Source organism: Arthrobacter sp. MSA 4-2 (genome assembly GCF_016405885.1).
In the GTDB taxonomy this organism is placed as follows: Bacteria; Actinomycetota; Actinomycetes; order Actinomycetales; family Micrococcaceae; genus Arthrobacter_D.
The window spans coordinates 141,136-162,598 of record NZ_JAEKGC010000010.1; the positions used below are offsets into that span (position 1 = coordinate 141,136).

Below are 21,463 nucleotides of genomic sequence, written 5' to 3' on the forward strand. Positions count from 1 at the left end.
CTCCGCCGGCGTCGCCCAACCCGAGGAGGAACACCATGCCAGAACCCGATGTCGACCGGCTGGACGCCTGGTGGCGGGCCGCCAACTACCTCTCCGTCGGCCAGATCTACCTTCGGGACAACCCGCTGCTGAGGCGCCCGCTCGAAGGCGGCGACGTGAAGGCCCGGCTGCTGGGCCACTGGGGGACCACCCCAGGCCTGAACTTCATCTACGCCCACCTGAACCGGGTGATCCGGGAGCAGCGGCAGGCGATGCTGTTCGTCACCGGGCCGGGGCACGGCGGGCCGGCCAACGTCGCCAACGCCTGGCTCGAGGGAACCTACTCCGAGGTGTACTCCCACATCGGCAGGGACGAAACCGGCCTCAAGGACCTGTTTCAGCAGTTCAGCTACCCCGGCGGCATCCCCTCCCACGCGGCCCCCGAGACGCCCGGCTCCATCCACGAGGGCGGCGAGCTCGGCTACGCCCTCGTCCACGCCTACGGCGCCGTGTTCGACAACCCCGACCTCCTCGCCGTGGCCGTGGTGGGCGACGGCGAAGCCGAAACCGGCCCGCTGGCGGCAAGCTGGCACTCCAACAACTTCCTCAACGCCGCCCTCGACGGCGCCGTGCTCCCGATCCTGCACCTCAACGGCTACAAGATCGCCAACCCCACGGTGCTGGCCCGCATGCCCGAGGACCAGCTGCGGCAGCTGATGTCCGGCTACGGCTACGAGCCCCACTTCGTCACCGTCAGCGACCCGCGCGCCACCGCGCAGGCCCACCGGGATTTCGCGGCGGCCCTGGACGAATGCCTCGCCCAAATCCGGGACATTCAGCAGCAGGCCCGGTCCGGCGGGGACCTCCCGGAGGGCACGCCGCGCTGGCCCATGATCGTCCTGCGCTCACCCAAGGGCTGGACCGGGCCCGACGTCGTCGACGGCAAGCAGGTCGAGGGCACCTGGCGCTCGCACCAGGTGCCGCTGTCGGAAATCCACACCAACCCCGGGCACCTGCACCAGCTCGAGGAGTGGATGCGCTCCTACCGACCGGAGGAGCTCTTCGCCGAAACCGGGGAGCTGCGCCCCGATCTCGCCTCCCTCGCGCCGGAGGGCGACCTGCGGATGAGCGCCACCCCCTACGCCAACGGCGGCTGGCTGCTGCGCGACCTCAAGCTGCCCGACTACTTCGACCACGCCGTGAAGGTGAGCTCACCGGGCAGCGAAAAGGTGAGCCCGATGATCACCGTCGGCGGGTACCTGCGCGACATCATCGCGGCGAACCCCACGAACTTCCGCGTCTTCGGCCCCGACGAGACGGCGTCCAACCGGCTCTCGGCGGTCTACGACGTCACCGACAAGGCGTGGCAGGCACGCACCGAGGACGTCGACGAGCACCTGGCCCGCTCCGGCCGGGTCCTTGAGGTGCTCAGCGAGCACCTTTGCCAGGGCTGGCTCGAGGGCTACCTGCTCACCGGACGGCACGGGGTGTTCAACTGCTACGAGGCGTTTGTCCACATCGTCGACTCGATGTTCAACCAGTTCGCCAAGTGGCTCAAGGTGCACCAGGACCTGTCCTGGCGCCGTCCGATCGCCTCCTTCAACTACCTGCTCTCCAGCCATGTGTGGCAGCAGGACCACAACGGGTTCTCCCATCAGGACCCCGGGTTCATCGACCACGTGGTGAACAAGAAGGCCGACGTGATCCGCGTCTACCTGCCGCCGGACACCAACACCATGCTGGCCGTGACCGAGCACTGCATGAAGACCCGGGACACCGTCAACGTGATCATCACCGGCAAGCAGCCCAATCCCACCTGGCTCGGGCCCGAGGAGGCCCGCCTGCACGTTCGACGCGGTATCGGGGTGTGGGACTTCGCCGGCCGCGAAGATGCCGGAGCGGACCCCGACGTCGTCCTCGGCTGCGCCGGCGACGTGCCGACGCTCGAGACGGTCGCGGCGGCGGGCCTGCTCAAGGCGGGCATCCCGTCGCTGAAGATCCGGGTGGTCAACGTGGTGGACCTGATGCGGCTGCAGGACACCGCCGAGCACCCGCACGGGCTCACGGCGCGGGCGTTCGACAACCTGTTCACCACGGATCGGCCCGTGATCTTCGCCTACCACGGCTACCCGTGGCTGATCCACCGCCTGACCTACCGGAGGACCAACCACGCGAACCTTCACGTCCGCGGCTACAAGGAGGAGGGGACGACCACCACGCCCTTCGACATGGCCATGCTGAACCAGATCGACCGGTACTCACTGGCCATGGACGTGATCGATCGGGTCCCGGCGCTCGGTTCCACCCAGGCCTCACTGCGCCAGTCGCTGCAGGACCAGCGGCAGCGCGCATGGCAGCACACCCGGGACGCCGGGGAGGACGCCGGCTTCATCACCGGCTGGACCCTCGACGAGTCCTCGCCCGACGACTCCCAGAACCAGTAACCGGCACTTAGGTGCCGGGCCTGACGCCGCGGACGGGCCTGAAGCCGCGGCGCGCTGGGCGGCGGGGATCAGCGGGAGTTCTCCTGCAGGGCCCGGTAGTTCTGCATCGAGCGCATCCTGCGCTGCAGGCTGTCCCGGCGCGGTGTGGACTCCGCGTCGGGGGCCTCGGCCGTGAGGTCGATGTGGCGCTGCCCGTAGTGCCACAGCAGCATGTCGTCGAGCAGCCGGTCGGGGCCGGGGGAGTACCGGTGGTCGAGGGCGCGGCGCACCGTGGTGATGGTATCGGCCTGCAGCAGGGCCACGAGTTCGAGGGTGGTCCGCAGCCCGTGGGCGGCAAGGAGTTCGGCGGCCCAGCCCCAGTTGTCGTCGGCCTTGCGGTCGACGTGGGGCAGCAGGGTCTGCCAGACGTGCCGGACGCGGTTGGGGGTCAGCGGAGCGCTGCCCTCCCCGGCCTCGTCCCAGAACCCGGTCACCGTCTCGTAGCGTTCGTGGAGTTCGGCGAAGGCCGACTCGACGGTTTCGAGCATCGCGGCCGTCCCGGTGAACTGCCGGTCGAAGTAGGGGCTCCACGCCTTGGGATTGGAGGCCTTGAAGCGGATGTCGTGTTCGATCTCCGACCAGGCGTGGGCGAGGACGGTGCGGACCTGCACCTCGAAGAGGTAGCTGCCGCCGGCCTTCGAGTCCGGATCAAGGGCCTGCTGGTACCGCCGCACGACGTCGTTGTGGATGCTGCGCATGATCAGGTGCCGGCTCGAGTACCCGTAGGTGCCCGATTCGATCGACCCGATGTCCTTCTCGCGGTCCCCGCGGCAGTCGAAGTCCTGCCGCTGGCGCTTGATGAGGTTCGCGGCGAGGTCCACCTCGTGGGGGAGGGTGGTGATGACCCGGATCCCGACGAGGTCGGTGAGGTTGCGCAGCGGGTCGGGGAAGACGAGCGCCGGCAGCGCCCCCGGCTCGGTGGGCGCGAGTGTCCGGGAGGCCTTGTCGCGGAAGGATTCAACGGTCTTGGTGCGCGCGGTGACGAACAGGGGCCGCAGGTCCGAGGGGTCGAAGATCGCCGAGATGCTGCGGCGCATCTCCTCGGTCACCGCCTCGAGCTGGGGCCGCACCCGCGTGAACTCCTGCGTCGACGCTTCGACCGCCGGGCGCAGGCGGTCGTCGAGGTCATCCCACGCACTCACAAAGGGCCTCCTGGTCTCGGCGTTTCTGCAATCCTAGCCGCCGCCCGCGACGGTTATGCTTCCGGTGTGAAGCAGCCGGGACGACGCAACGTATTGGCACTCCTCGGCGCGCTGGGGGCCTCGGTGCTGCCCGGCTGCGCCCGCCCGGCCGACCGTGCCGGGACCCCGGCCGACGGCGCCGCCCGGCGCTACGGCTACGGCTCCGACCCGAGCCAGTTCGCCGACCTCTATCTGCCCTCCCGGGCTTCCAAGCCGGGGGTGGTGGTGATCATCCACGGCGGGTACTGGCGTTCGACCTACGGTGCCGACCTCGGCGAACCGCTGGCCCGGGATTTGGCGGACCGGGGGTATGCCTGCTGGAACCTCGAGTACCGCCGGGTCGGCAACGGCGGCGGCTGGCCGGGGACCTTCGAGGACATCGGAGCCGGGATCGACCTTCTGGCCGAGGCGGCGGCGCGGCACGGACTCGACCTCACGACCGTGACGGCCCTGGGCCACTCCGCCGGCGGCCACCTCGCCGTGTGGGCGGCAGGACGCGACTCCCTTCCCGCCGACGCCCCGGGTGCCGGGCCGGCGGCGGTGCCCTTGACGGGGGTCGTGAGCCAGTCGGGGGTGCTCAATCTCGCCCAGGCGCACGACCTGAACCTCAGCAACGGCGCCGTCGAGGACCTGCTCGGCGCTTCCCCGACGGCCGAGCCGGAACGGTACCGGTGGGCCGATCCCCTGAACGCGGTGCCGCTCTCCGTGCCCGTCTACGCGCTGCACGGGGAAGAGGACACCACGGTTCCGCTGAGCCAGTCCGAAAGCTACGTGGCCGCCGCCACGCAGGCGGGCGCGTCGGCTGAGCTCCTGGTGATTCCGGGCGACCACTTCGCGATGATCACTCCCGGCACCGAAGCGTGGGAGCGGGTGGTGGCGGCCGTCGACCAGGCCGCCACCACCCGGCAGGGTTCCGCCGGGTAATCCCTAGTTGAGCGGGCGGGTTCCTTCGGGCAGCGACCCGCCCCGAAGCAGCTCCGCAGCGGTATCCGCGAGGGCGGTCAGGGCGACGCGCTGGGTCCAGGGACCGTAGGAAATGCGGGCGACGCCGAGCTCCTGGAGCTTGGCGGGAGGAAGTGAACCCGGGATCCCGATCACGCTCACCCGCTTGTGTCCAATCCCCTCGACCAGGGCACGCACCGTGTCCTCGTCGAAGAGGCCGGGGACGAAGACGGTCGACGCGCCGACCTCGAGGTAGGCCCTGCCGCGCTCGATGGCCTCGGCGAGGACGTCCTCCGGGTCGCGGCCGGCGCCGCGCAGGAACGCGTCGGTGCGGGCGTTGAGCACGAAGGGGACGCCCTCCGCCTCGCCGGCCTTAACCGCCGCCTCCATCTTCGCCCCGGAGTCGGCCAGCGGCTCCATCCGGTCCTCGATATTGGCGCCGATGATGCCCACGCCGATGGCACGCCGCACGGTCTCACCCGCGTTGCCGTACCCGGCGTCGAGGTCTGCGCTGACGGGCAGTTCGGTCGCCGCCGCAATGCGCGAGACGGCGTCGATCATCAGATCGAGCGGGACGGTGCCGTCCTGGTAGCCCAGGCTCGACGCGATGGAGTGGCCCGCCGTGGCCAGTGCACGGGTTCCGGGAACCTCGGCGATGGTCTTGGCCGAAATGGCGTCCCACACGTTGACGACCTGCAGGATCTCCGGGGCCCGGTGGAGGCTGAGGAACTCCTCGGCCTTGGCGGACAGGGAAGCGGTTGAGTTGCTCGGTGTAGTCATGATTTCACCTTACGGCTCCATCCCGACTCATCCACAGTGCGGCGGCTGTGAGATCGTCGGCGGTGATTCCGTGGCCGCCCGGGTGGGTGGCACGTTCGACGTCGGCGCCGCGGGACTGAAGGACGCCGGTGAGCCGTTCGACGCTGTCCTGGGGGGCCATGGGGTCCTCGGCGCCGTTGAACAGTGCCACGCGGGTGCCGGCCAGGTCGGCGTCGACGGGGTGCGCGTCCAGGGGATACATGCCCGAGAAGGCCACCACCCGGTCGAGCTCCCCGGGGTGGAGCAGTGCGGTGGCCAGGGCGATATTGGCCCCGTTGGAGAACCCCACGGCGGTCACCGGCCGGTCCCCGAGGCTGTAGGCCTCCCGGGCCCAGTCGAGGAAGCCTGCAAGTTCCCCGGCCCGGGCAACCACATCGGCGGTGTCGAATACGCCCTCCCGCAGGCGCCGGAACCACCGGTTCATGCCGTTCTCGCTCACCGGCCCGCGGGGGGAGAGGATTCCGGCCCCGGGGGACAGGCGCGGGGCCAGGGGGAGCAGGTCGTGCTCGGTGCCGCCGGTGCCGTGCAGGAGCAGCAGCACCGGAGTCCCGGGGTCGCCGGGCTCGAAAACGTGGGGCCAGGGGTGCACTGAGGGAGCCGGGGTCTCAGTCATCCGCCGGCTCCGTCGCGGCGTCCCCGGTGGACCCGGCAAGCTCGGGGTTGTTTTCCTCGGGCAGGCTCAGCGGGGCCACGGCGGCGGCGATGGCCTCGCGGCTGGGCTCGAGCCACGGCGGCAGCTTGAGGCCGCGTCCCAACTCAAGGAGCGGCTCATCGATATTGAAGCCCGGGGTGTCGGTAGCAATTTCGAACAGGGTTCCGCCGGGTTCGCGGAAGTAGATCGAGGTGAAGTACTGCCGGTCGAGGATCTCGGTCACGGCATGCCCCCGGGAGGTCAGCTCGTCCCGCCAGGCCGCCTGGATGGCCTTGTCCGGGACGCGGAAGGCAACGTGGTGCACCGTGCCGCCGGCGATCAGGCCGCGGTCGGCGCGCGGGTCGGCGATCACGTCGACCACCGTGCCCGGCTCGCCTGCGCCGGTCGAGAGCCGGTACCTGTCCGCACCCTCCGAGAGGATGTCCAGGCCGAGGTCCTGGGTCAGGGTCGCCAGGGTGCCCTCGGGGTCGGCGACCGTCAGCACCGAGGAGTGCTGTCCGCGCACCGCGTACTGTGCCGGGACCGACGCCGAGTCCCACGGGTCGCGGGGGTCTTCAAGGGAGGATGCCACAAGGTCGATCTGCAGCCCGTCCGGGTCCCTCAGCGACAGGCGCTCCTCCGCCGAGGAGCTTCCGGTGATCTGCGAGTCGACGCCGAGGTCCTTAAAGTGGCTCTGCCACCAGCCCAGGGTGCCCTGGGGCACCGAGAACGCCGTGGTCGTCGACTGTCCGGCGCCGATCCTGCCCGCCGGAACCCCCTTCCAGGGGAAGAAGGTCAGCAGCGAGCCCGGCCGGCCGGATTCGTCGCCGTAGTAGAGGTGGTACGTGCCCGGATCGTCGAAGTTCACCGTCCGCTTCACCAGGCGCAGCCCGAGGCCGCGGATATAGAAATCGACATTGCGCTGCGGATCCCCCGCAATCGCCGTCACATGGTGCAAACCGCTCGTATTTGCCGTCACAGTCAAACCCCTCTTCGAAGAACTCCACCCCCGGCCGGAGGTTTATATGCAAACGAATGTACTTTACCTTTTGTTCCCCCGCTCCACCCGGAGCGGGATCCGCCGGTCGAATTCATTCAGGATCGTGTGTCATCCTGTGTGAATGGCCGCAAAAATCAGGGTGCATGGGTGGGTGCGGCGCACCGGCATCGAAGTAACAGGCTGGACCTGCGTGGTTGTTGGCTGCGCAGCGCTTGTCCTTCCCGGCCCCGGCCTGCTGATGCTCGTCGGCGGCCTCGCCATCCTCTCGCAGCAGTACGCCTGGGCGCGCCGGCGGCTTGCCCCCATGAAGGCACGGGCCTTCCATGCTGCAGCCATCGGCGTCAAAACCATCCCGCGCATTGCCGCGAGCTGCCTCTGCGCCTTCGCCGTCATGGGGTGCGGAGTTGTCTGGACCGTCCAGCCCGGGGTGCCGGCCTGGTGGCCCCTTGAATCCAGGTGGTGGCTCTTCGGGGGTTCGGCCACCGGCATCAGCATGGTGCTGTCCTCCCTGATCGCCCTGGTCCTTATCATCTACAGTGTCCGGCGCTTCCGGGGCAAGCCCCCACCCGCAAAAACAGCAATTCCGGAGGGCGGATAACTCCAGCCGGGGGCGGGCGTCATTCCAAGCGCGCGTTCAGCCCGGGCTGGTAGTTTGAATTGGTGCTCACCGTAATCGGGGAAACCCTCATCGACGAAGTCGTCAGCGACACCGCCCCGCCCCGCGTGCACGTGGGGGGAAGCCCCATGAACGTCGCGGTGGGCCTGGCCCGGCTGGGCCACCCCGCGCAGTTCATCGGCCGTTACGGCGATGACGACTACGGGCACCTGATCCGCAGCTACCTTTCGGACAACTCGGTGCTGTTCCCGATCGGCCCCGACTCCAAGCCAACGAGTGTCGCAACGGCCCGCCTCGATCCCGCAGGTGGAGCGGCGTACCAGTTCGAACTCGTCTGGGAGCTGCCCGGACTCCTTGAGCGCCGGGAGGCGCTGCTGCAGGGAACCACCCTGCTGCATGTCGGATCCATCGCCACAATGCTGGCGCCCGGGGCCGACGACGTGCTGGCCCTGGTCGAGGTGGCCCATCCGCTGGCCACCATCTCCTATGACCCCAACTGCAGGCCGAGCATCATTGCGGACCGCGGGTTCGCCCGCAGCCAGGCCGAACGGTTCGTGGCGCTGTCCGACGTCGTGAAGGCCTCCGATGAGGACCTCGAATGGCTCTACCCCGGCCGCCCTGCCCTCGAATCGGCACGGGAGTGGCTGGCCCTTGGCCCGTCGGTGATGGTTGTCACCCGCGGATCCAAGGGGCCCTGGGGTATCTGCGCCGCCGGAAGCGCCGAGGTCAGCGCGCCGGTCACCAGCGTCACGGACACCGTGGGCGCCGGGGATTCCTTCATGGCGGCCCTGCTCGGAGCCCTCGTCGACCTCGAATTCGACGGGGCACAACGGCGCAGTGAGCTGCGGCGCATCACCACCGCGCAGCTCACCGACGTCCTGGCCTATGCGGCGCGCGCCGCGGCCGTGACCGTCTCCCGGGCCGGGGCGAACCCTCCCACCCGGCACGAACTCACCGACCACTGACAGCCGCCGCCCGGTACGGGCACCCGCCCGGGCGGGGGTAGGGTTGATGTCCCATCTTTCTGAAGGAGTAATGCATGCGCCTCGTGGCGAGCGACCTTGACGGCACGATCGTCGGCCACGACGGCAGGATGAGCGAGCGGACGGTCCAGGCCCTCCTTGACTGCGCGGCCGCCGGAGTCGAGGTGGTCTTCGTGACCGGCCGGCCTCCGCGGTGGCTCGATCCGCTGCGGGAGCAGCTGCAGCACCAGGGCACGGTCATCTGCTCGAACGGAGCGGTGACCTACGACCTGGGGGCCGAACGCGTCCTTGATGCCCATCTCCTCGACGCCGGCAGCATTCTCGAGGCACGCGACATCATCCGCGGGCTGTACCCGGCGGCGGGATTTGCCGCCGAAACGATCAACGGCTTCAAGATCGAGTCCGGCTTCGCCGACCCCGGCACCTCCGAGCTGCTCGGCGGCGTGCAGGCCCTTCCCTTCGAGGAGTCCCTGCCCGGCGAACAGGTGATCAAGTTCCTCGCCCGGGAGCGCGAGGTGACACCCGATGAATTCCTGCGGACCGTCGCCCCCGCTGTCGAGCACCTCGTCTCCACCACCCACTCGGCGCCGAGCATCGCGCTGCTGGAGATGGCGGTGCCCGGCATCAACAAGGCCGTGACCCTCTCGCGCTACGCGGAGGGCCTGGGCATTGAGGCGGAGGACGTCGTCGCCTTCGGTGACATGCCCAACGACATCCAGATGCTGAAGTGGGCCGGATCGGGCTACGCCATGTCCTCGGGCCACCCCGACGCCCTTGCCGCAGCCAACCTTCGCGCCCCGGCCTTCGAGGACGACGGCGTGGCGCAGGTCCTGGAACAGCGCCTCGAGGCACTCCGGACCGCCTGATCGGATGACGGGCGGCGCACTAGGGTTGCACCCATGACGCTCGCCTACTTCCAGAACACGGGCCCCGACGGCCGGCAGCGCCCGCTGGGGTTCTCCCACCGCGGTTTCTCCCCGGCCGGCGCCGAAAACTCCCTGTCCGCCTTCGCGGAGGCGGCCCGGCTGGGATTCGGGTACCTCGAAATTGACGTGCGGAGCACCCGGGACGGCGTGGTGATGGTCTTCCACGACGAAACCCTCGACCGCGTCACCGACGCCCGCGGCCCGATCGCTGCCCGGACCCGCGCGGAACTGGCCGGGGTGAGGATCCGGGGCGGAGAACCGATCCCCACCCTCGAGGAGGTCCTGCTCCGGTGGCCGGAGCTGCGGTTGAACATCGACATCAAGGACGAGGGGTCGGTGAAACCGTTCGCGGACCTCATCAATCGGCTCCGCGCCCACGACCGGGTGCTCGTCGCCTCGTTTTCGGACCTCCGCAGGCTCCGGGTGCTGCGGCGTCTCGAGGCACGGACGGCGTCCTCGGCGGGCATGGCCGTGAACGGGCTGATCCGCCTCGGCGGCCACCTCGGGTTGACCGGGCCGCTGCGCCGGGCGGCACGCGTGGACGCCGTGCAGGTGCCCCTGAGCTACCGCGGGATCCCTGTGGTCACCCCCGGCTACGTGCGGCGGTGCCGGAAGGCCGGGCTCCAGGTCCACGTCTGGACCATCAACGAACCGGAAGCGATGGAACGGCTCCTCGACCAGGGCGTCGACGGCCTGGTCTCCGACCGCGCCGACCAGCTGGCGGCCGTCCTGGACCGGCGCGGGTCCTGGCCGCAGAGCCGGCCGGCTCGGACCGACCCGCCTGCCGGTTCAGACTGACCCGCCGGCCCGGCCGGCGACGGCGCGGCTGCGCACCAGCCGGGGATAGACGACCCACAGCAGCACCACGATGACGAGGAGCCCGGCGGTGACCGCGAAACCCGCCATCCGGCCGAGGACGATGTCGAAGATGAAGCCCGCCGTTCCGGACAGGACCAGGCCGGTCAGGCCGATGCTGGCCCGCATGATGCGGTCGCCGCTGCGGACCAGCGCCGCCTTGACCTGGAGGCCGAAGAGGACGCGGTGGAGGTTTACCGCGCTCAGCACCACGGCGGTGATGATGGCCGAGAGCGTGACCAGGACAAGGTAGACGACGACCTGGAACCGGTCGAGCTCATCGAACCTGCTCTGGAAGGGCAGGGTCAGCAGGAACCCGGTGAGGATCTGGATGCCGGTCTGCATGACCCGCAGCTCCTGGAGCAGCTCGAGCCAGTTGCGGTCGAGGCGCTGGTTGGTGCTCTCCCCGCGGCCGTCCTCCTGCCGGACGGCGGCTCCCCTCCGCGGCGGCATCAGGGAGTGAGGTCGGGCCTTGTGGCGTCGGACTGGTTCTCGAAGGGAGGATCGGCCACGACGCCGGGTTTTCCGCCGCTTGGGCCGGTGACGTCGGCAGAGCGGCCGGCGCCGTCGTGTCCGGCATCCTTGTGCAGCACGCCAGAGAGCGCGTCCTGGGCCTTCTTCACCGCGCCGCTTGCCTGCTCCTGGACCGCGGGCAGCTTCTCCTTGAGGACCCCGGTGGCCCCGGAGACGCTCTCCTGGACGCGGGGGCTGTTCCACAGGCTTTCCGCCCGGGCCTTGAGCACCTCATAGCTCTCCCGGCCGGCCCGCGTGCCAAGGACGAATCCGGCGGCCATTCCTGCTGCGAAGACGATCTTGTTCATCATGCTGCATACCCCTGTCTACGGTTCGACGGTGTGCCCCGACCCTAGCCGGAACCGGCCGGTTTTGCACAGGACCGCAGGTTCACGCCGACAGGATCGGCTTGGTCAGGTCCGCGAGGTATTCAAGCGCACCCGGGCCGTAGGTGCTCATCGAGGCGTCATCGGCATAGACGAGGAGCCGCAGCCACGCTCCGTAGCGGTGGACCCGCCCAAGGTGCAGCGCGGAGTCGAGGGATGCCTGCAGGGCGGGAAGCGGCGCGAAGTCGGTCCACTGCTCGAGGTAGGCCCCCACCGCGAGCCGAACGCGGGGATCCGCCGGCGTCGTCGCCCACTGCTCGCACATGAGGGTGATCGGCACGAGCAGGGCACTGAAGGGGTGGGCCCAGTAGGCGTCGGCGAAGTCGAAGAAGCGCAGCGGTTCGGTGCTCGAGCCGGGAAGGAACGCGTTGCGCGGGTGGAGGTCGTTGTGGTCCAGCGAGAGCGGGACGCCGAGGGCGCGCAGCGTCTCCACCGCGGCCCGGATCCGCGGCAGCTGGGCCAGCACGTGGTCGGCGCCCTGATGCGAGAGGAACATCGGATGTTCGGCGGGCAGCCCGGTGTGGAGCAGCAGCTGGTTCTCGACGAAGTTCGCCGCCACCTCCGGGTTCATGTTCACCAGCCCGGCGGCGGTGAGCCGGTCGGCGTGCGGAAGAAGTGCCTTCTGGAGGTCTGCGAAGTCGGTGAGGACCCGGGCCCACAGCTGGTAGTCGTTTGACCTCAAGGACGCGAGGGTGGCCCCGTGGTCGGGGGTGATCATCCAGCCGCGGCTGGGTTCCACCGCGAGGGGCTTCACCACGTGGTCCGGCACCAGTTCGGCCAGGGCCGCGACCACCGAGGCCTCGGCGAGCTGCCCGGGATTGTTCTCCTTGAACCACAGCACGCCCAGGTCCGTCGGCACCGTGAGCTGGGTGGACCAGAAACGGATGCGGGGCTGCTCGATGGGCCCGGTCTGCCGGACGGAGAAACTTTCGAGCACCAGCTGGATCCACTGCTCGGCCTGGCTGCGCCACTCGGGGCCGGCCCAGAGGGCCTGCAGGTCGGTCATCGGGCCGCCCGCCGGGGGCCGGCGTGCCCGGACGGGGAGGACGCGCGTCGAGGAGTGCCAGTCATTTCCTCATCCTACTCAGCACTCCCGTCCGCAGCGGACGCCGGAGGTGCTTACACAAAAGGCAGCGAGATCGCCATCTCCCTGCCGTCTTCAGGATACAGCGCCGGGGGGATCTTGCCGCAAGGCCCCCTCCCGCGGGCACAATGGCGGACTGCGGCCGGACGACAGGGCGTGTGTTTGGGACGGCGCGGCAGGACCGGCCGCTGCGCCAATTGCTGAAGGGGACCTCATGATCGATGGAATCATCGCCGGCGGCGGACCGACCGGGATGATGCTGGCAGCCGAACTGCGGCTCCACGGTGTGGACGTCGTGGTGCTTGAGAAAGACGCCGAGCCGACCACGCAGGTCCGCTCCCTCGGCCTGCATGCCCGCAGTATCGAGATCCTCGATCAGCGCGGGCTGCTCGACCGTTTCCTCGCGCACGGCCGGCGGTATCCGGGCGCCGGCCACTTCGCGGGAATCGACAGACCGTGGCCCGACCACCTGGACACCGCCCACGGCTACGTACTCGGCATCCAGCAGCCGGTCACCGACCGCCTGCTCGCCGAGCATGCGGCCGGCCTCGGCGCCGATATCCGGCGCGGCAGGGAGGTGGCCGGCCTGCAGCAGGACCCCGGGGGCGTGACGGTGGACCTCGCCGACGGAACGCAGCTGCGCGCACGCTACCTTGTGGGCTGCGACGGCGGCCACAGCCTAGTCCGCAAGCTGCTCGGCGTTCCTTTTCCGGGGGAGCCGGCCGGGAACGAATGGCTTCGGGGCGAGATGGAACTGACTGCCCCGCCGGAGGAAGTGAAGGCGGTCGTGGAGAAGGTCCGCAGAACCCAGAAGGGGTTCGGGGTCGGCCCGGCGGGAAACGGCCTGCACGGCGTCGTCGTCCCCGCCGCCGGCGTCACCGGGGACCGGGCGGTACCTCCGACGCTTGAGGAGGTGAAACGCCAGCTGCGGGCCATCGCCGGCACCGACTTCGGTGTCCACTCGCCCCGCTGGCTCTCCCGGTTCGGTGACGCCACCCGCCAGGCCGAGCACTACCGGGTCGGACGGGTGTTCCTGGCGGGCGACGCCGCGCACGTCCATCCTCCGCTCGGCGGGCAGGGGCTGAACCTTGGTATCCAGGACGCGTTCAACCTTGGCTGGAAGCTGGCGGCCGAGATTCAGGGCTGGGCGCCGGCCGGCCTGCTGGACACCTACCATGCCGAGCGGCACCCGGTGGCCGCCGATGTCCTCAACAACACCCGCGCGCAGAGCGAGCTGATGTCTCCCGGGCCGGGCCCGCAGGCCGTCCGCCGGCTCTTGACGGAGCTGATGGACTTCGACGTCGTGAGCCGCTTCCTGGTCGGGAAGATCACGGCCATCGGAATCCGGTACGACTTCGGGGTCGGACCGGACCTGGTCGGCAGGCGGCTCCGTGACCTGCCTCTGGCTCGGGGGCGGCTGTACGAACTGATGCACCGCGGGCGCGGCCTGTTGCTCGACCGGACCGGGAGGCTGTCCGTCCGCGGCTGGGAGGACCGGGTGGACGGTGTTGAGGACCGCGTGCTGGATGGCAGCGACAACCTTGACGCACCGGCCGTGCTGATCCGGCCGGACGGGCACGTGGCCTGGGCCGGCGCGGACCAGCCGGGCCTCGACGCGCAGCTGCTGCGCTGGTTCGGCACGCCGTCCCCCGATGCCTCCTCGACGTAGGCCCGCCGGCGCCTCGGCCGCCTACTTCCCGATGCCGTCGGCGAGCCCCCGGATGAAATAACGCTGGCCGGCGAAGAACAGCACGATCACAGGCGCCGCCGCGATAACCATCCCCGCGAAGACAACCGGGTAGTCCGTCCCGTGCCGGGACATGAGGTTCGTCAGGCCCACGGGAAGGGTCTGGAAATCCCCGCCGCTGGTGAAGATCATCGCGAACAGGTACTCGTTCCAGGTGAACAGGATGTTGAGGATCACCGTCGAGACGATGATGGGGCGGCACATCGGCAGAATCACCTGCCAGAAGGCGCGCGCCTTTGACGCTCCATCGACCGCGGCGGCCTCGTCGACCTCCGCCGGAAGATCCATCATGTAGGCCCGGATCAGGAAGGTCGTGAAGGGGATCCGGAACGCCGTGTAGAGGATCAGCAGGGCCCAGAACGTGTTGTAGAGACCCATCGCCTGGAACATCCGAACCAGCGGAATCAGCGCCACCGTGGGCGCCAGCATCAGCCCGGCCAGGATGAGGATCAGCACCGTCCGGCTGAAGGGGATCCGCACCCGGGTCAGGCCGTACGCGGCCCAGGCGCTGATGAAGACCGTGGCGAGGGTCGACGTCACGGTGACGAGGACGCTCGTCATCAGGTAATCCCCGACGCCCCGGTTCCAGGCCGTGGCGTAGTTTTCCCACCGCCACGCCACCGGCAGGGCGAAAGGGTTCCCGAACAGTTCGGCGTTGGACTTAACCCCGTTGAGCACCATCCACAGCAGCGGGTACAGGACTACTACTGCCAGGGCCAGGAGGAAGGCCGAAACGAAGCCCCTGCCCAGCACGAGCAACACGGAACCGCGCGTCACCATTCGACTCTCCTTCGACGGGAATACCAGAGTTGGAGCACAGCCAGGGACAGGGTGATGACGAAGATCGCCGTCGCGATCGCGGACGCATACCCGAAGTCGTTCTTGACGAATCCGCTGCGGTAGAGCCACGTCCCCAGGACCTGGCTTGAATTGTTCGGGCCCCCGCCCGTCATGACCATCACCTCGTTGAACACCTGGAACGCCCCCGAAACGGTGACGATCATCATGAGACTGCTCATCTCGCGGACCAGGGGCAGGGAGATCGAGAAGAAGCGGCGGAACGGGCCGACGCCGTCGATGGCCGCCGCCTCGTAGAGCTCCGTCGGGATGCGCTGCAGGGCGACGGCGAACAGGAGAGTGCAGTAGCCGAAACCCTGCCACTGGCTCATCGCGATGATGCCGAAGATCGCCGTGTTTTCCTGGCCGAGCCAGGCCTGGGTGAACTGGCCGATACCGGCACCGTCCAGCGCCGCATTGAGGATTCCCATCTGCGGCTCGTAGATGAAGTAGAACAGCAGCCCCGCGACGGTGAGGGACACCGCCGACGGTATGAAGTACACGGCCCGGAGGGTGCGCCGCCACCGGTCGCTGCGCAGTCCCTCGATCAGGGCCGCCAGCGCCAGGGCGCCGAACACCTGGAACACGATGGAGATCCCCGCGTACCAGAGGTTGTTGACCACCGACTTCCAGAAGATCGGATCCTCGAACATCCTGGCGTAGTTCTCCGCACCGACGAAGGTCTGGCCGCCGCTGTAGATATCCCATTCGAGGACGCTGAACCCCAGGTTCTGCACCAGCGGCAGGTAGACGAAGGCCGCAAGGAGCCCGATGGCGGGAAGGACCCAGATAAGGTTCCGCCACCCGCGGGCGTCCTTCCTCCCCGCCCTGGCGGGCGGGGAGGAAAGGTTCGGGACTCCGGCCCCGGCAACCGGAACGGCAGCGGCACGGGCAGAGTTGGCAACAGTCATGACAACAGCGCTTACTTCGCTGCCTCTGAGGCGGAACGGACCGACTCAAGGACCTCTTCGGGGCTCCTGCTGCCGCCGACCAGCGCTTCCCCGCCGGCGAGCCAGGCATCGGCGACGTCGGGCACCGTGACTGAATCCAGCCAGATGATGCCGGCGGAGGCGTCGTTGACCTGCTCGATTCCTTCGATCACGGGTCCGCTCGAGTTTTCCTCCGATACGGCGCCCTTGACGGCGCTGGGCTGGCCGTAGGGCGGCGCCGAGAGGGTGGCCGCGTTCTCCGCAGTGGTTGCGAACTTCATGAAGTCGACCGCCAGGGCGGCGTTTTCGGATCGAGCGTTGATCAGGTAGCCCTCGGGGGAGCCCTCGATGGCCTCGGTGTCCCCGGGCGCATCCCCGGCCGCGGGCAGTTTGAAGATTCCCAGGCCGTCCTTCTGCAGGGGGGTCCCCTCGGCGGCCGTTGAGTCGAACTCGAGGATCTCCTGGTAGTACATGCCGGCCTTGCCCTCCGCCAGGGCCTGCTGTGCCGTGGTGTACAGCACGCCGTTGGAGTCCTTTCCGCTTCCGGTGCACTCGCTGACCAGGGTGGTGAACTCCTCCATGGCCGTGAGGTAGCCGGGATCATCGAGCTTGGCCGTCTCCGGGTCGAAGTCGGCCTGGAGGACGTCCGCGGGGACGTTGTAGGCGAACAGTTGCTGGAGGTAGTGAAGCCCGGGCCAGCCGTCCTTGTTGCCGAAGGCGATCGGCTCGTACCCGGCATCCTTGAGTACGGCGCAGGAGGAGATGAGCTCGTCGAAGCTGGCCGGAGGCGTAAGGCCGACCTCCTCGAAGATCTTCTTGTTGTAACCCATGAACTTGCCGTTGTTGTACAGCGGCACGGCGTAGTACTTGCCGTCCTTCTCGAAGGCCTCGAGCGAGGATTCACCGAAGGTGTCCCCCCAGTCGGTTCCCGGGGCGATGACCGGGCTGAGGTCGGCCGCGAGGCCGCCGTCGATGAAATTGTCGGCCCAGTTCCCCGCCCAGGTGAAATAGATGTCGGGCATCGCCTGGGAGGCGGTGAGCGTCTTGGTCTTGTCCTTGATGCTCTGGTCGGTCTCCTGGATCAGCTCGAAGGAGACATCGGGGTGCAGTTCGGTGTACTGGGCGGCAAGGTCCTCGAAGTAGGGCTCCAGCGGGTCGCCGCCGAACTTGGTGAGGATGCCGAGCTTTCCCGAGTACTTGGGTTCGGCCGACACATCGACGGGCTCCGCCGCGGACGAGCCGCCGCATCCGCTCAGCGCCAACGATGCCCCGACGAGAAGGGCCGCGGCCTTTGGGTATGTGCACTTTCGCATTGGTTCTTCTTTCACTGAGGCCGCCGATCCGCGGGGCTGGTCCTGACACCGGCCGTCCCTTTCACGCTGCGCTCCCGCAGGTTGCATTTAGGGACGGATTGATACCGGTACCACAGTGAATCATGAATCGTGCGGGCTGGGAAGAGGGTGAGGCAAATGCGCCCCGGGAGGGCCGCCGCGGGCGGGTGCGGAACCCGGTCAGGTGCGGGGGGCCGGCCCGTCCGAAGAGCGCGAAATCAGGCGGGAGGGGGCGATGTGGCGCTCCGCCGGAGACTCGTCACCCTCGATGCGCCGCAGGATCTGCGCCGCGGCGGTCTCGCCGAGGTGGCGCATCGGCTGCTCGATCATGGTCAGCGGCGGGTCCATGACGGCCGCCCACGGGCTGTCGTCGAAGCCGATGAGCGAGATCTCGGCAGGCATGTGCAGGTTCCGCGAGCGGATGGCGCGCAGGGCGCCCACTGTCGCCTCCGTCTCGGTGGTGAAGATGGCGGTCGGCGGGTCGGCAAGGGCCAGCATGCCGTTGACGGCCCGTGTGGCCTGGTCCTCGTTCTTCAGCACATGGGTCACCAGGGCGGTGTCGAAGGGCAGGCCGGCCTCCTCGAGCGCATCGAGGTAGCCCCGGAGCCGCTCGCCGTCGCTCCACAGCGCACGGTCGAGGATTCGATGCATCTGATCGAGGTCCGTGGCCGGGCTCAGGGTCACCGGACCCCAGGCGAAGGCGATCCGCCGGTGGCCCTGGGCGATCATCGATCCAACGGCCCGCCGGGCCGCGTCCCGGTTGTCGATGACAACGGAGTCCACCTCGAGCGAGTCGACCAGCCGGTCGATCAGCACCATGGGCGTGCCCCGGTCGACGGCGGCGGCGAGGTGCGAGACGTCGTCGCCGCGTCCGGCGGCGGAGGCGACGACGAGGCCGTCCACCTGCTTGGCGAGGAGGACCCGAATCGCATCCCGCTCCAGCTCCAGGTTTTCATTGGTGCTGAGCACGATGGCGTCATACCCGCTGCCCTTCGCGGTCTCCGCGATGGCCCGCAGTACCCCGGAGAAGAAGGGGTTGCCGACATCGGCGAGGACAATGCCCAGGGTCTTGGTGATGCCCGTCGTCATGCTGCGCGCGAGGGTGTTCGGCTGGTATCCGAGCCGTTCGGCGGCAAGCATGACGCGGGCGCGGGTCACGTCGCTGACCGAGCCGTAGTTTCCCAGCGTGCGGGCCACGGTGGCCCGCCCCACGCCGGCGGCGGCGGCGACTTCCGAGATTGTCGGAGCAGCCGGATGGCGCTGACGCTCCGTCGACATCGGAATTCCCCTCTACTGCGGGCAGCGGCATGCCGCCCCTTGGCCAAGAACTGTCCTAGATGATCCTAATCGGTGTGCCGACGGCCCTGCCGCCGCCGAAGGCACCCTCCACATAGCACTGCTCGGCCGCCGCCGCGGCCGCGGCCGAGAGCGCCCTGCGGAAGGCCGGCGGCCCGGGAAAGCGCTCCCGGGTCCATCCCCCCTCCAGCAGGGAGAGGACGGCGGCCGTGAGGAAGGCGTCCCCGCAGGCCATAGTGTCGATGAACCGCGAAGGGTCGGTCGGGGCCGCCGGCTCGGCATAGATTTCCCCGCCGGCCGCGAGCAGGGCGCCCTGCTCCCCGCGGGTCCCCAGCGCGATGGGCGCTCCGGCCGCGACCACACGCTCCAATTCGGCGACGGCGTCGGCCTCGGACATCCCGCCCAGCGAGAGCAGCGCCAGGTCCACGTAGGGCGCCGTCCGGGCGAGGAACCCCGCCGAGCGGTGTTCGGGCTCCGAGGAGTAGTCAAAGCTGACGAGCGCCCCGGTGGAGCGCAGGGCCGGCAGCTGGGGGACCGAGGCCGAATAGACGCTGGAGTGGACCAGGTCAAAGCCCGCCAGGTAGTCAAGGTCACCAGGGCCCAGGACGAAGGGGTCGCTGATGGTGACACCTCCGCCGTTCCAGCCGAGGAAGATCCGGTCCCCCGCACGCACCTGGATCTCGGTCAGCCCGTTGGGGCCGTCGCGGGTCAGGCACCGCTCGATGGCCACGCGGTTGTCGATCAGGGCCGAACGGACGAATTCCCCAAGCTCATCCGAACCGAAAACCCCAAGGTAGGCCGACTCCGCGCCAAGCTTTTTCGCCAGGACCGCGAAATTCACGCAATTGCCGCCGGGATACATCACTTTCCGGTCGATAAAGCGGTCAACGATATTGTCGCCGAAGCCAACTACTTTCATGGGTTTCCCGTCTCGAGCCGCGGACCCGGAATTCCCGGGCCCGCGGCGTGGATCTGCTGGAACATCGCGGCGGCCTTCAGCGGCCCTTAGTACTCCACGACGCGGTAGTAGCGCCGCAGGTCCAGTGAATGGTTGCGGACCCGCTCGAGGTGCTTGCTGAACCTGCCCGTCACCGTGTCGAGGACAAGCGGGGCGAGCAGGGCACGGAATTTCCCGCTGATCCCGGCAAGCTCGTAGTCCTTGGTGTCCAGGACCGTCGTGTTCTTGTTGTAGTTCTCGGCGAACTTGCCCACGCGCTCCATCAGCGGACGGCTCTCGTCCTCGCCGACGAAGAGCAGGAGGCTGGTGTCCTCCTCGATCAGCTCGAGGGAGCCGTGGAAGAACTCGGCGCCGTGGACGCGGGTGGTGCGCAGCCACTGCATCTCCTCGAGGATGCACATCGAGTAGAGGTAGGTGAACCCCCACAGGTTTCCGGCACCCACGAGGAAGTGGTAGTCGGCATCCTTGTTTTTCTCGGCGAACGCCTCGGCGAGCGGCTCGGCCTGCCGCGCCACCTCGACCAGGGTTTCGGGAAGTGACTTGAGCTCCCGGGTGAGCTCGTCGTAGTCGTCGAACTCACCGCGCCCGTTGAGGATCCGGGTCGACAGCAGCAGCAGGGGAAGGTCGAAGGGCCAGGTTTTCGGCTCGGTCACCAGCGCGACGTCGACGGCCGCGGCAAAGGGACTTTCGGGGAAGCCGGTGAACCCGATGGTGTAGGCGCCGCGCGACCTGGCGTACTCGATGGCTTCGAGCACGTCCTCCGTGGTGCCCGAAACCGAGGCGAAGACCGCGATTGAACCGGCACCGAAGGTGGGGTTGTCCGTCAGCATCAGTTCCTTGCCGATCGCCGCCTGCACGGGGAGGGTCGACCGGGACCGGATCAGGTGTTCGTAGGGCAGCATCGCGGCATACGTTCCGCCGGCGCCGATGAGGAATACATTGTCGAAACCGCGCTGTTCGATGGATTCTACGAATTCTTCAATTTGCCCCTGCAGATCGAGTGCACTTCGGGTCTGGGTGAGGAATTCCTCTTCTTTGAAGCCGAGCACAGGCTGGTCCTTTCGTCCGTCTGGCAGTCCGCACCGAATCACTTTGATACCGGTATCACAACTGACCAAATAGTGTCATGGGACCAAGGGGGAGTCAACACTTCAGCAATTCCATCCGGACCTGCGGCGTCGGTCGGCCGCAGCGGCCAAGCCCGTAATCCCTGGCTGTGGGTAAGCTGGCGACCAACCGAACGCACCGGGTGCGCCGAATGTCGTCCCTGCACCCGTGCATCCGCAACGTGGGGGCCGCGGGCGCACGGTCCAGGCCGCCGTCCGCGGCACCGACCCGAGAAGGAGAACAAGCATGGACGCATTGCAGGGCATCGAACGCTTCGCCGTCGCGCAGAAAATCACCCTGATGGTGAACCGCTACGAGATCCGTGCCGTCGACGGGAACGGCCAGCCGGCCGGGCTCCTCGCCGTTGCCCAGCAGAAGCGGGCGGCCTTCAAGGAGCAGGTGACCTTCTACGCCGACGAGTCGCGGAGAACCCCGATCTTCTCCTTCAAGGCAAGGCAGCGCTTCGACCTCGGCGCGACCTACGATGTCCTCGACGCCGCCGGCACCCCGATCGGGAGCTTCCGGAAGGACTTTGGCAAGTCGCTGCTGCGCTCCACCTGGCACCTCGACGCCCCGGGGGTGCAGGCCGTGGGCAGCGAACGCAGCGCGGGGGTGGCCATCGCGCGCCGCCTCTGGGACCTCGTGCCGCTCACCGAGTCCCTGCCCGCACCGTTCGTGTTCCACTTCGATTTCGTCGATGCCTCCGGTCAGCTCGTGATGACCTCCGAGCGGGGACGTTCACTGCGGGACCGGTACGACGTCACGGTGCCGGGCGCACGCCTCGACGGCAGGGTCGCGGCCGCCATGGCGGTGGCACTGGACGCCCTGCAGGAGCGCTGACCAAAAACCGGTCCTCCGGG

20 protein-coding genes and 1 pseudogene are annotated in these 21,463 nt (G+C 68.7%); 8 read left to right on the forward strand and 13 right to left on the reverse strand.

Annotated elements, in window-relative coordinates; translation table 11 throughout:
- Positions 1 to 23: 23 nt before the first annotated feature.
- A pseudogene (locus I6N91_RS12640) lies at positions 24 to 2,423 on the forward strand (phosphoketolase); the annotation flags it as partial.
- Positions 2,424 to 2,491: 68 nt separating this feature from the next.
- Here I6N91_RS12640 and I6N91_RS12645 read toward each other — a convergent pair.
- The gene (locus tag I6N91_RS12645; RefSeq protein WP_198813057.1) at positions 2,492 to 3,604 is read right to left on the reverse strand and encodes a GTP pyrophosphokinase family protein; all 1,113 of its coding nucleotides are present in this window, start codon (positions 3,602 to 3,604) and stop codon (positions 2,492 to 2,494) included.
- A 126-nt stretch (positions 3,605 to 3,730) separates the two neighbouring features.
- On the opposite strand from I6N91_RS12645, the gene I6N91_RS12650 reads away from it, so the two are divergent.
- Positions 3,731 to 4,567, forward strand: coding sequence for a S9 family peptidase (locus I6N91_RS12650; protein ID WP_198813128.1), 837 nt, complete (start codon positions 3,731 to 3,733; stop codon positions 4,565 to 4,567).
- Positions 4,568 to 4,570: 3 nt separating this feature from the next.
- Here the strand turns inward: I6N91_RS12650 and I6N91_RS12655 are convergent, their stop codons facing one another.
- Genes I6N91_RS12655 through I6N91_RS12665 form a run of 3 tightly spaced genes read right to left on the reverse strand, consistent with a single transcriptional unit; the run spans position 4,571 to position 7,014 of the window.
- Positions 4,571 to 5,365, reverse strand: a complete 795-nt coding sequence (locus tag I6N91_RS12655) for an isocitrate lyase/phosphoenolpyruvate mutase family protein (protein ID WP_198813059.1) — start codon at positions 5,363 to 5,365, stop codon at positions 4,571 to 4,573.
- 4 nt (positions 5,366 to 5,369) lie between these two features.
- Positions 5,370 to 6,017: an alpha/beta hydrolase gene (locus I6N91_RS12660; protein WP_198813062.1), complete on the reverse strand. Its 648-nt coding sequence runs from the start codon at positions 6,015 to 6,017 to the stop codon at positions 5,370 to 5,372.
- Positions 6,010 to 7,014: a ring-cleaving dioxygenase gene (locus tag I6N91_RS12665; protein ID WP_198813065.1), complete on the reverse strand. Its 1,005-nt coding sequence runs from the start codon at positions 7,012 to 7,014 to the stop codon at positions 6,010 to 6,012. The genes I6N91_RS12660 and I6N91_RS12665 overlap by 8 nt, the downstream gene beginning before the upstream one ends.
- 142 nt (positions 7,015 to 7,156) lie before the next feature.
- Here I6N91_RS12665 and I6N91_RS12670 point away from each other — a divergent pair, with 142 nt between their 5' ends.
- The 4 genes from I6N91_RS12670 to I6N91_RS12685 all read left to right on the forward strand — a co-directional run bounded on the left by I6N91_RS12670 (position 7,157) and on the right by I6N91_RS12685 (position 10,358).
- Positions 7,157 to 7,633 (forward strand): PGPGW domain-containing protein, encoded by a 477-nt coding sequence (locus I6N91_RS12670; RefSeq protein ID WP_198813068.1) that lies wholly within the window; start codon positions 7,157 to 7,159, stop codon positions 7,631 to 7,633.
- A 62-nt stretch (positions 7,634 to 7,695) separates the two neighbouring features.
- Entirely contained in the window at positions 7,696 to 8,616 is a 921-nt protein-coding gene (locus tag I6N91_RS12675) for a carbohydrate kinase (RefSeq protein ID WP_198813071.1), read from the forward strand.
- A gap of 74 nt (positions 8,617 to 8,690) precedes the next feature.
- The gene (locus tag I6N91_RS12680) at positions 8,691 to 9,500 is read left to right on the forward strand and encodes an HAD family hydrolase (protein WP_198813073.1); all 810 of its coding nucleotides are present in this window, start codon (positions 8,691 to 8,693) and stop codon (positions 9,498 to 9,500) included.
- Positions 9,501 to 9,533: 33 nt separating this feature from the next.
- Positions 9,534 to 10,358 carry a glycerophosphodiester phosphodiesterase gene (locus I6N91_RS12685; protein WP_198813075.1) on the forward strand — a complete coding sequence of 275 codons (825 nt, stop codon included), beginning with the start codon at positions 9,534 to 9,536 and terminating at the stop codon, positions 10,356 to 10,358.
- On the opposite strand, the gene I6N91_RS12690 is transcribed toward I6N91_RS12685, so the two are convergent.
- From I6N91_RS12690 to I6N91_RS12700, 3 genes are all read right to left on the reverse strand, one after another.
- Positions 10,350 to 10,868, reverse strand: a complete 519-nt coding sequence (locus tag I6N91_RS12690) for a DUF6328 family protein (protein WP_198813077.1) — start codon at positions 10,866 to 10,868, stop codon at positions 10,350 to 10,352. The two genes, I6N91_RS12685 and I6N91_RS12690, sit on opposite strands and share 9 nt — an antisense overlap.
- Positions 10,868 to 11,239, reverse strand: coding sequence for a YtxH domain-containing protein (locus tag I6N91_RS12695; RefSeq protein ID WP_198813079.1), 372 nt, complete (start codon positions 11,237 to 11,239; stop codon positions 10,868 to 10,870). The genes I6N91_RS12690 and I6N91_RS12695 overlap by 1 nt, the downstream gene beginning before the upstream one ends.
- Positions 11,240 to 11,318: 79 nt before the next feature.
- Positions 11,319 to 12,320, reverse strand: a complete 1,002-nt coding sequence (locus tag I6N91_RS12700) for a phosphotransferase (RefSeq protein WP_198813081.1) — start codon at positions 12,318 to 12,320, stop codon at positions 11,319 to 11,321.
- Between the two features lie 292 nt (positions 12,321 to 12,612).
- Between I6N91_RS12700 and rox the strand changes: the two genes are divergently transcribed.
- On the forward strand, positions 12,613 to 14,067 hold the full coding sequence (rox, locus tag I6N91_RS12705; RefSeq protein WP_198813083.1) for a rifampin monooxygenase: 1,455 nt from the start codon (positions 12,613 to 12,615) through the stop codon (positions 14,065 to 14,067).
- Between the two features lie 21 nt (positions 14,068 to 14,088).
- Here rox and I6N91_RS12710 read toward each other — a convergent pair whose 3' ends face one another.
- The 6 genes from I6N91_RS12710 to I6N91_RS12735 all read right to left on the reverse strand — a co-directional run bounded on the left by I6N91_RS12710 (position 14,089) and on the right by I6N91_RS12735 (position 20,545).
- Positions 14,089 to 14,925, reverse strand: a complete 837-nt coding sequence (locus I6N91_RS12710) for a carbohydrate ABC transporter permease (RefSeq protein WP_198813085.1) — start codon at positions 14,923 to 14,925, stop codon at positions 14,089 to 14,091.
- Complete coding sequence (locus I6N91_RS12715) at positions 14,919 to 15,893, reverse strand: carbohydrate ABC transporter permease (RefSeq protein ID WP_198813087.1); 975 nt, start codon at positions 15,891 to 15,893, stop codon at positions 14,919 to 14,921. Before I6N91_RS12715 ends, I6N91_RS12710 begins: the two co-directional genes overlap by 7 nt.
- An 11-nt stretch (positions 15,894 to 15,904) precedes the next feature.
- A complete protein-coding gene (locus I6N91_RS12720; protein ID WP_198813090.1) occupies positions 15,905 to 17,224 on the reverse strand; it encodes an ABC transporter substrate-binding protein in 1,320 nt (439 codons plus the stop codon).
- A gap of 198 nt (positions 17,225 to 17,422) precedes the next feature.
- Entirely contained in the window at positions 17,423 to 18,520 is a 1,098-nt protein-coding gene (locus tag I6N91_RS12725; RefSeq protein WP_198813092.1) for a LacI family DNA-binding transcriptional regulator, read from the reverse strand.
- Positions 18,521 to 18,575: 55 nt separating this feature from the next.
- Positions 18,576 to 19,457 (reverse strand): PfkB family carbohydrate kinase, encoded by an 882-nt coding sequence (locus I6N91_RS12730; RefSeq protein WP_198813094.1) that lies wholly within the window; start codon positions 19,455 to 19,457, stop codon positions 18,576 to 18,578.
- Positions 19,458 to 19,543: 86 nt separating this feature from the next.
- Positions 19,544 to 20,545 (reverse strand): SIS domain-containing protein, encoded by a 1,002-nt coding sequence (locus I6N91_RS12735; RefSeq protein WP_198813096.1) that lies wholly within the window; start codon positions 20,543 to 20,545, stop codon positions 19,544 to 19,546.
- Between the two features lie 304 nt (positions 20,546 to 20,849).
- Between I6N91_RS12735 and I6N91_RS12740 the strand changes: the two genes are divergently transcribed.
- Entirely contained in the window at positions 20,850 to 21,443 is a 594-nt protein-coding gene (locus tag I6N91_RS12740; RefSeq protein ID WP_198813098.1) for a hypothetical protein, read from the forward strand.
- Positions 21,444 to 21,463 lie beyond the last annotated feature (20 nt).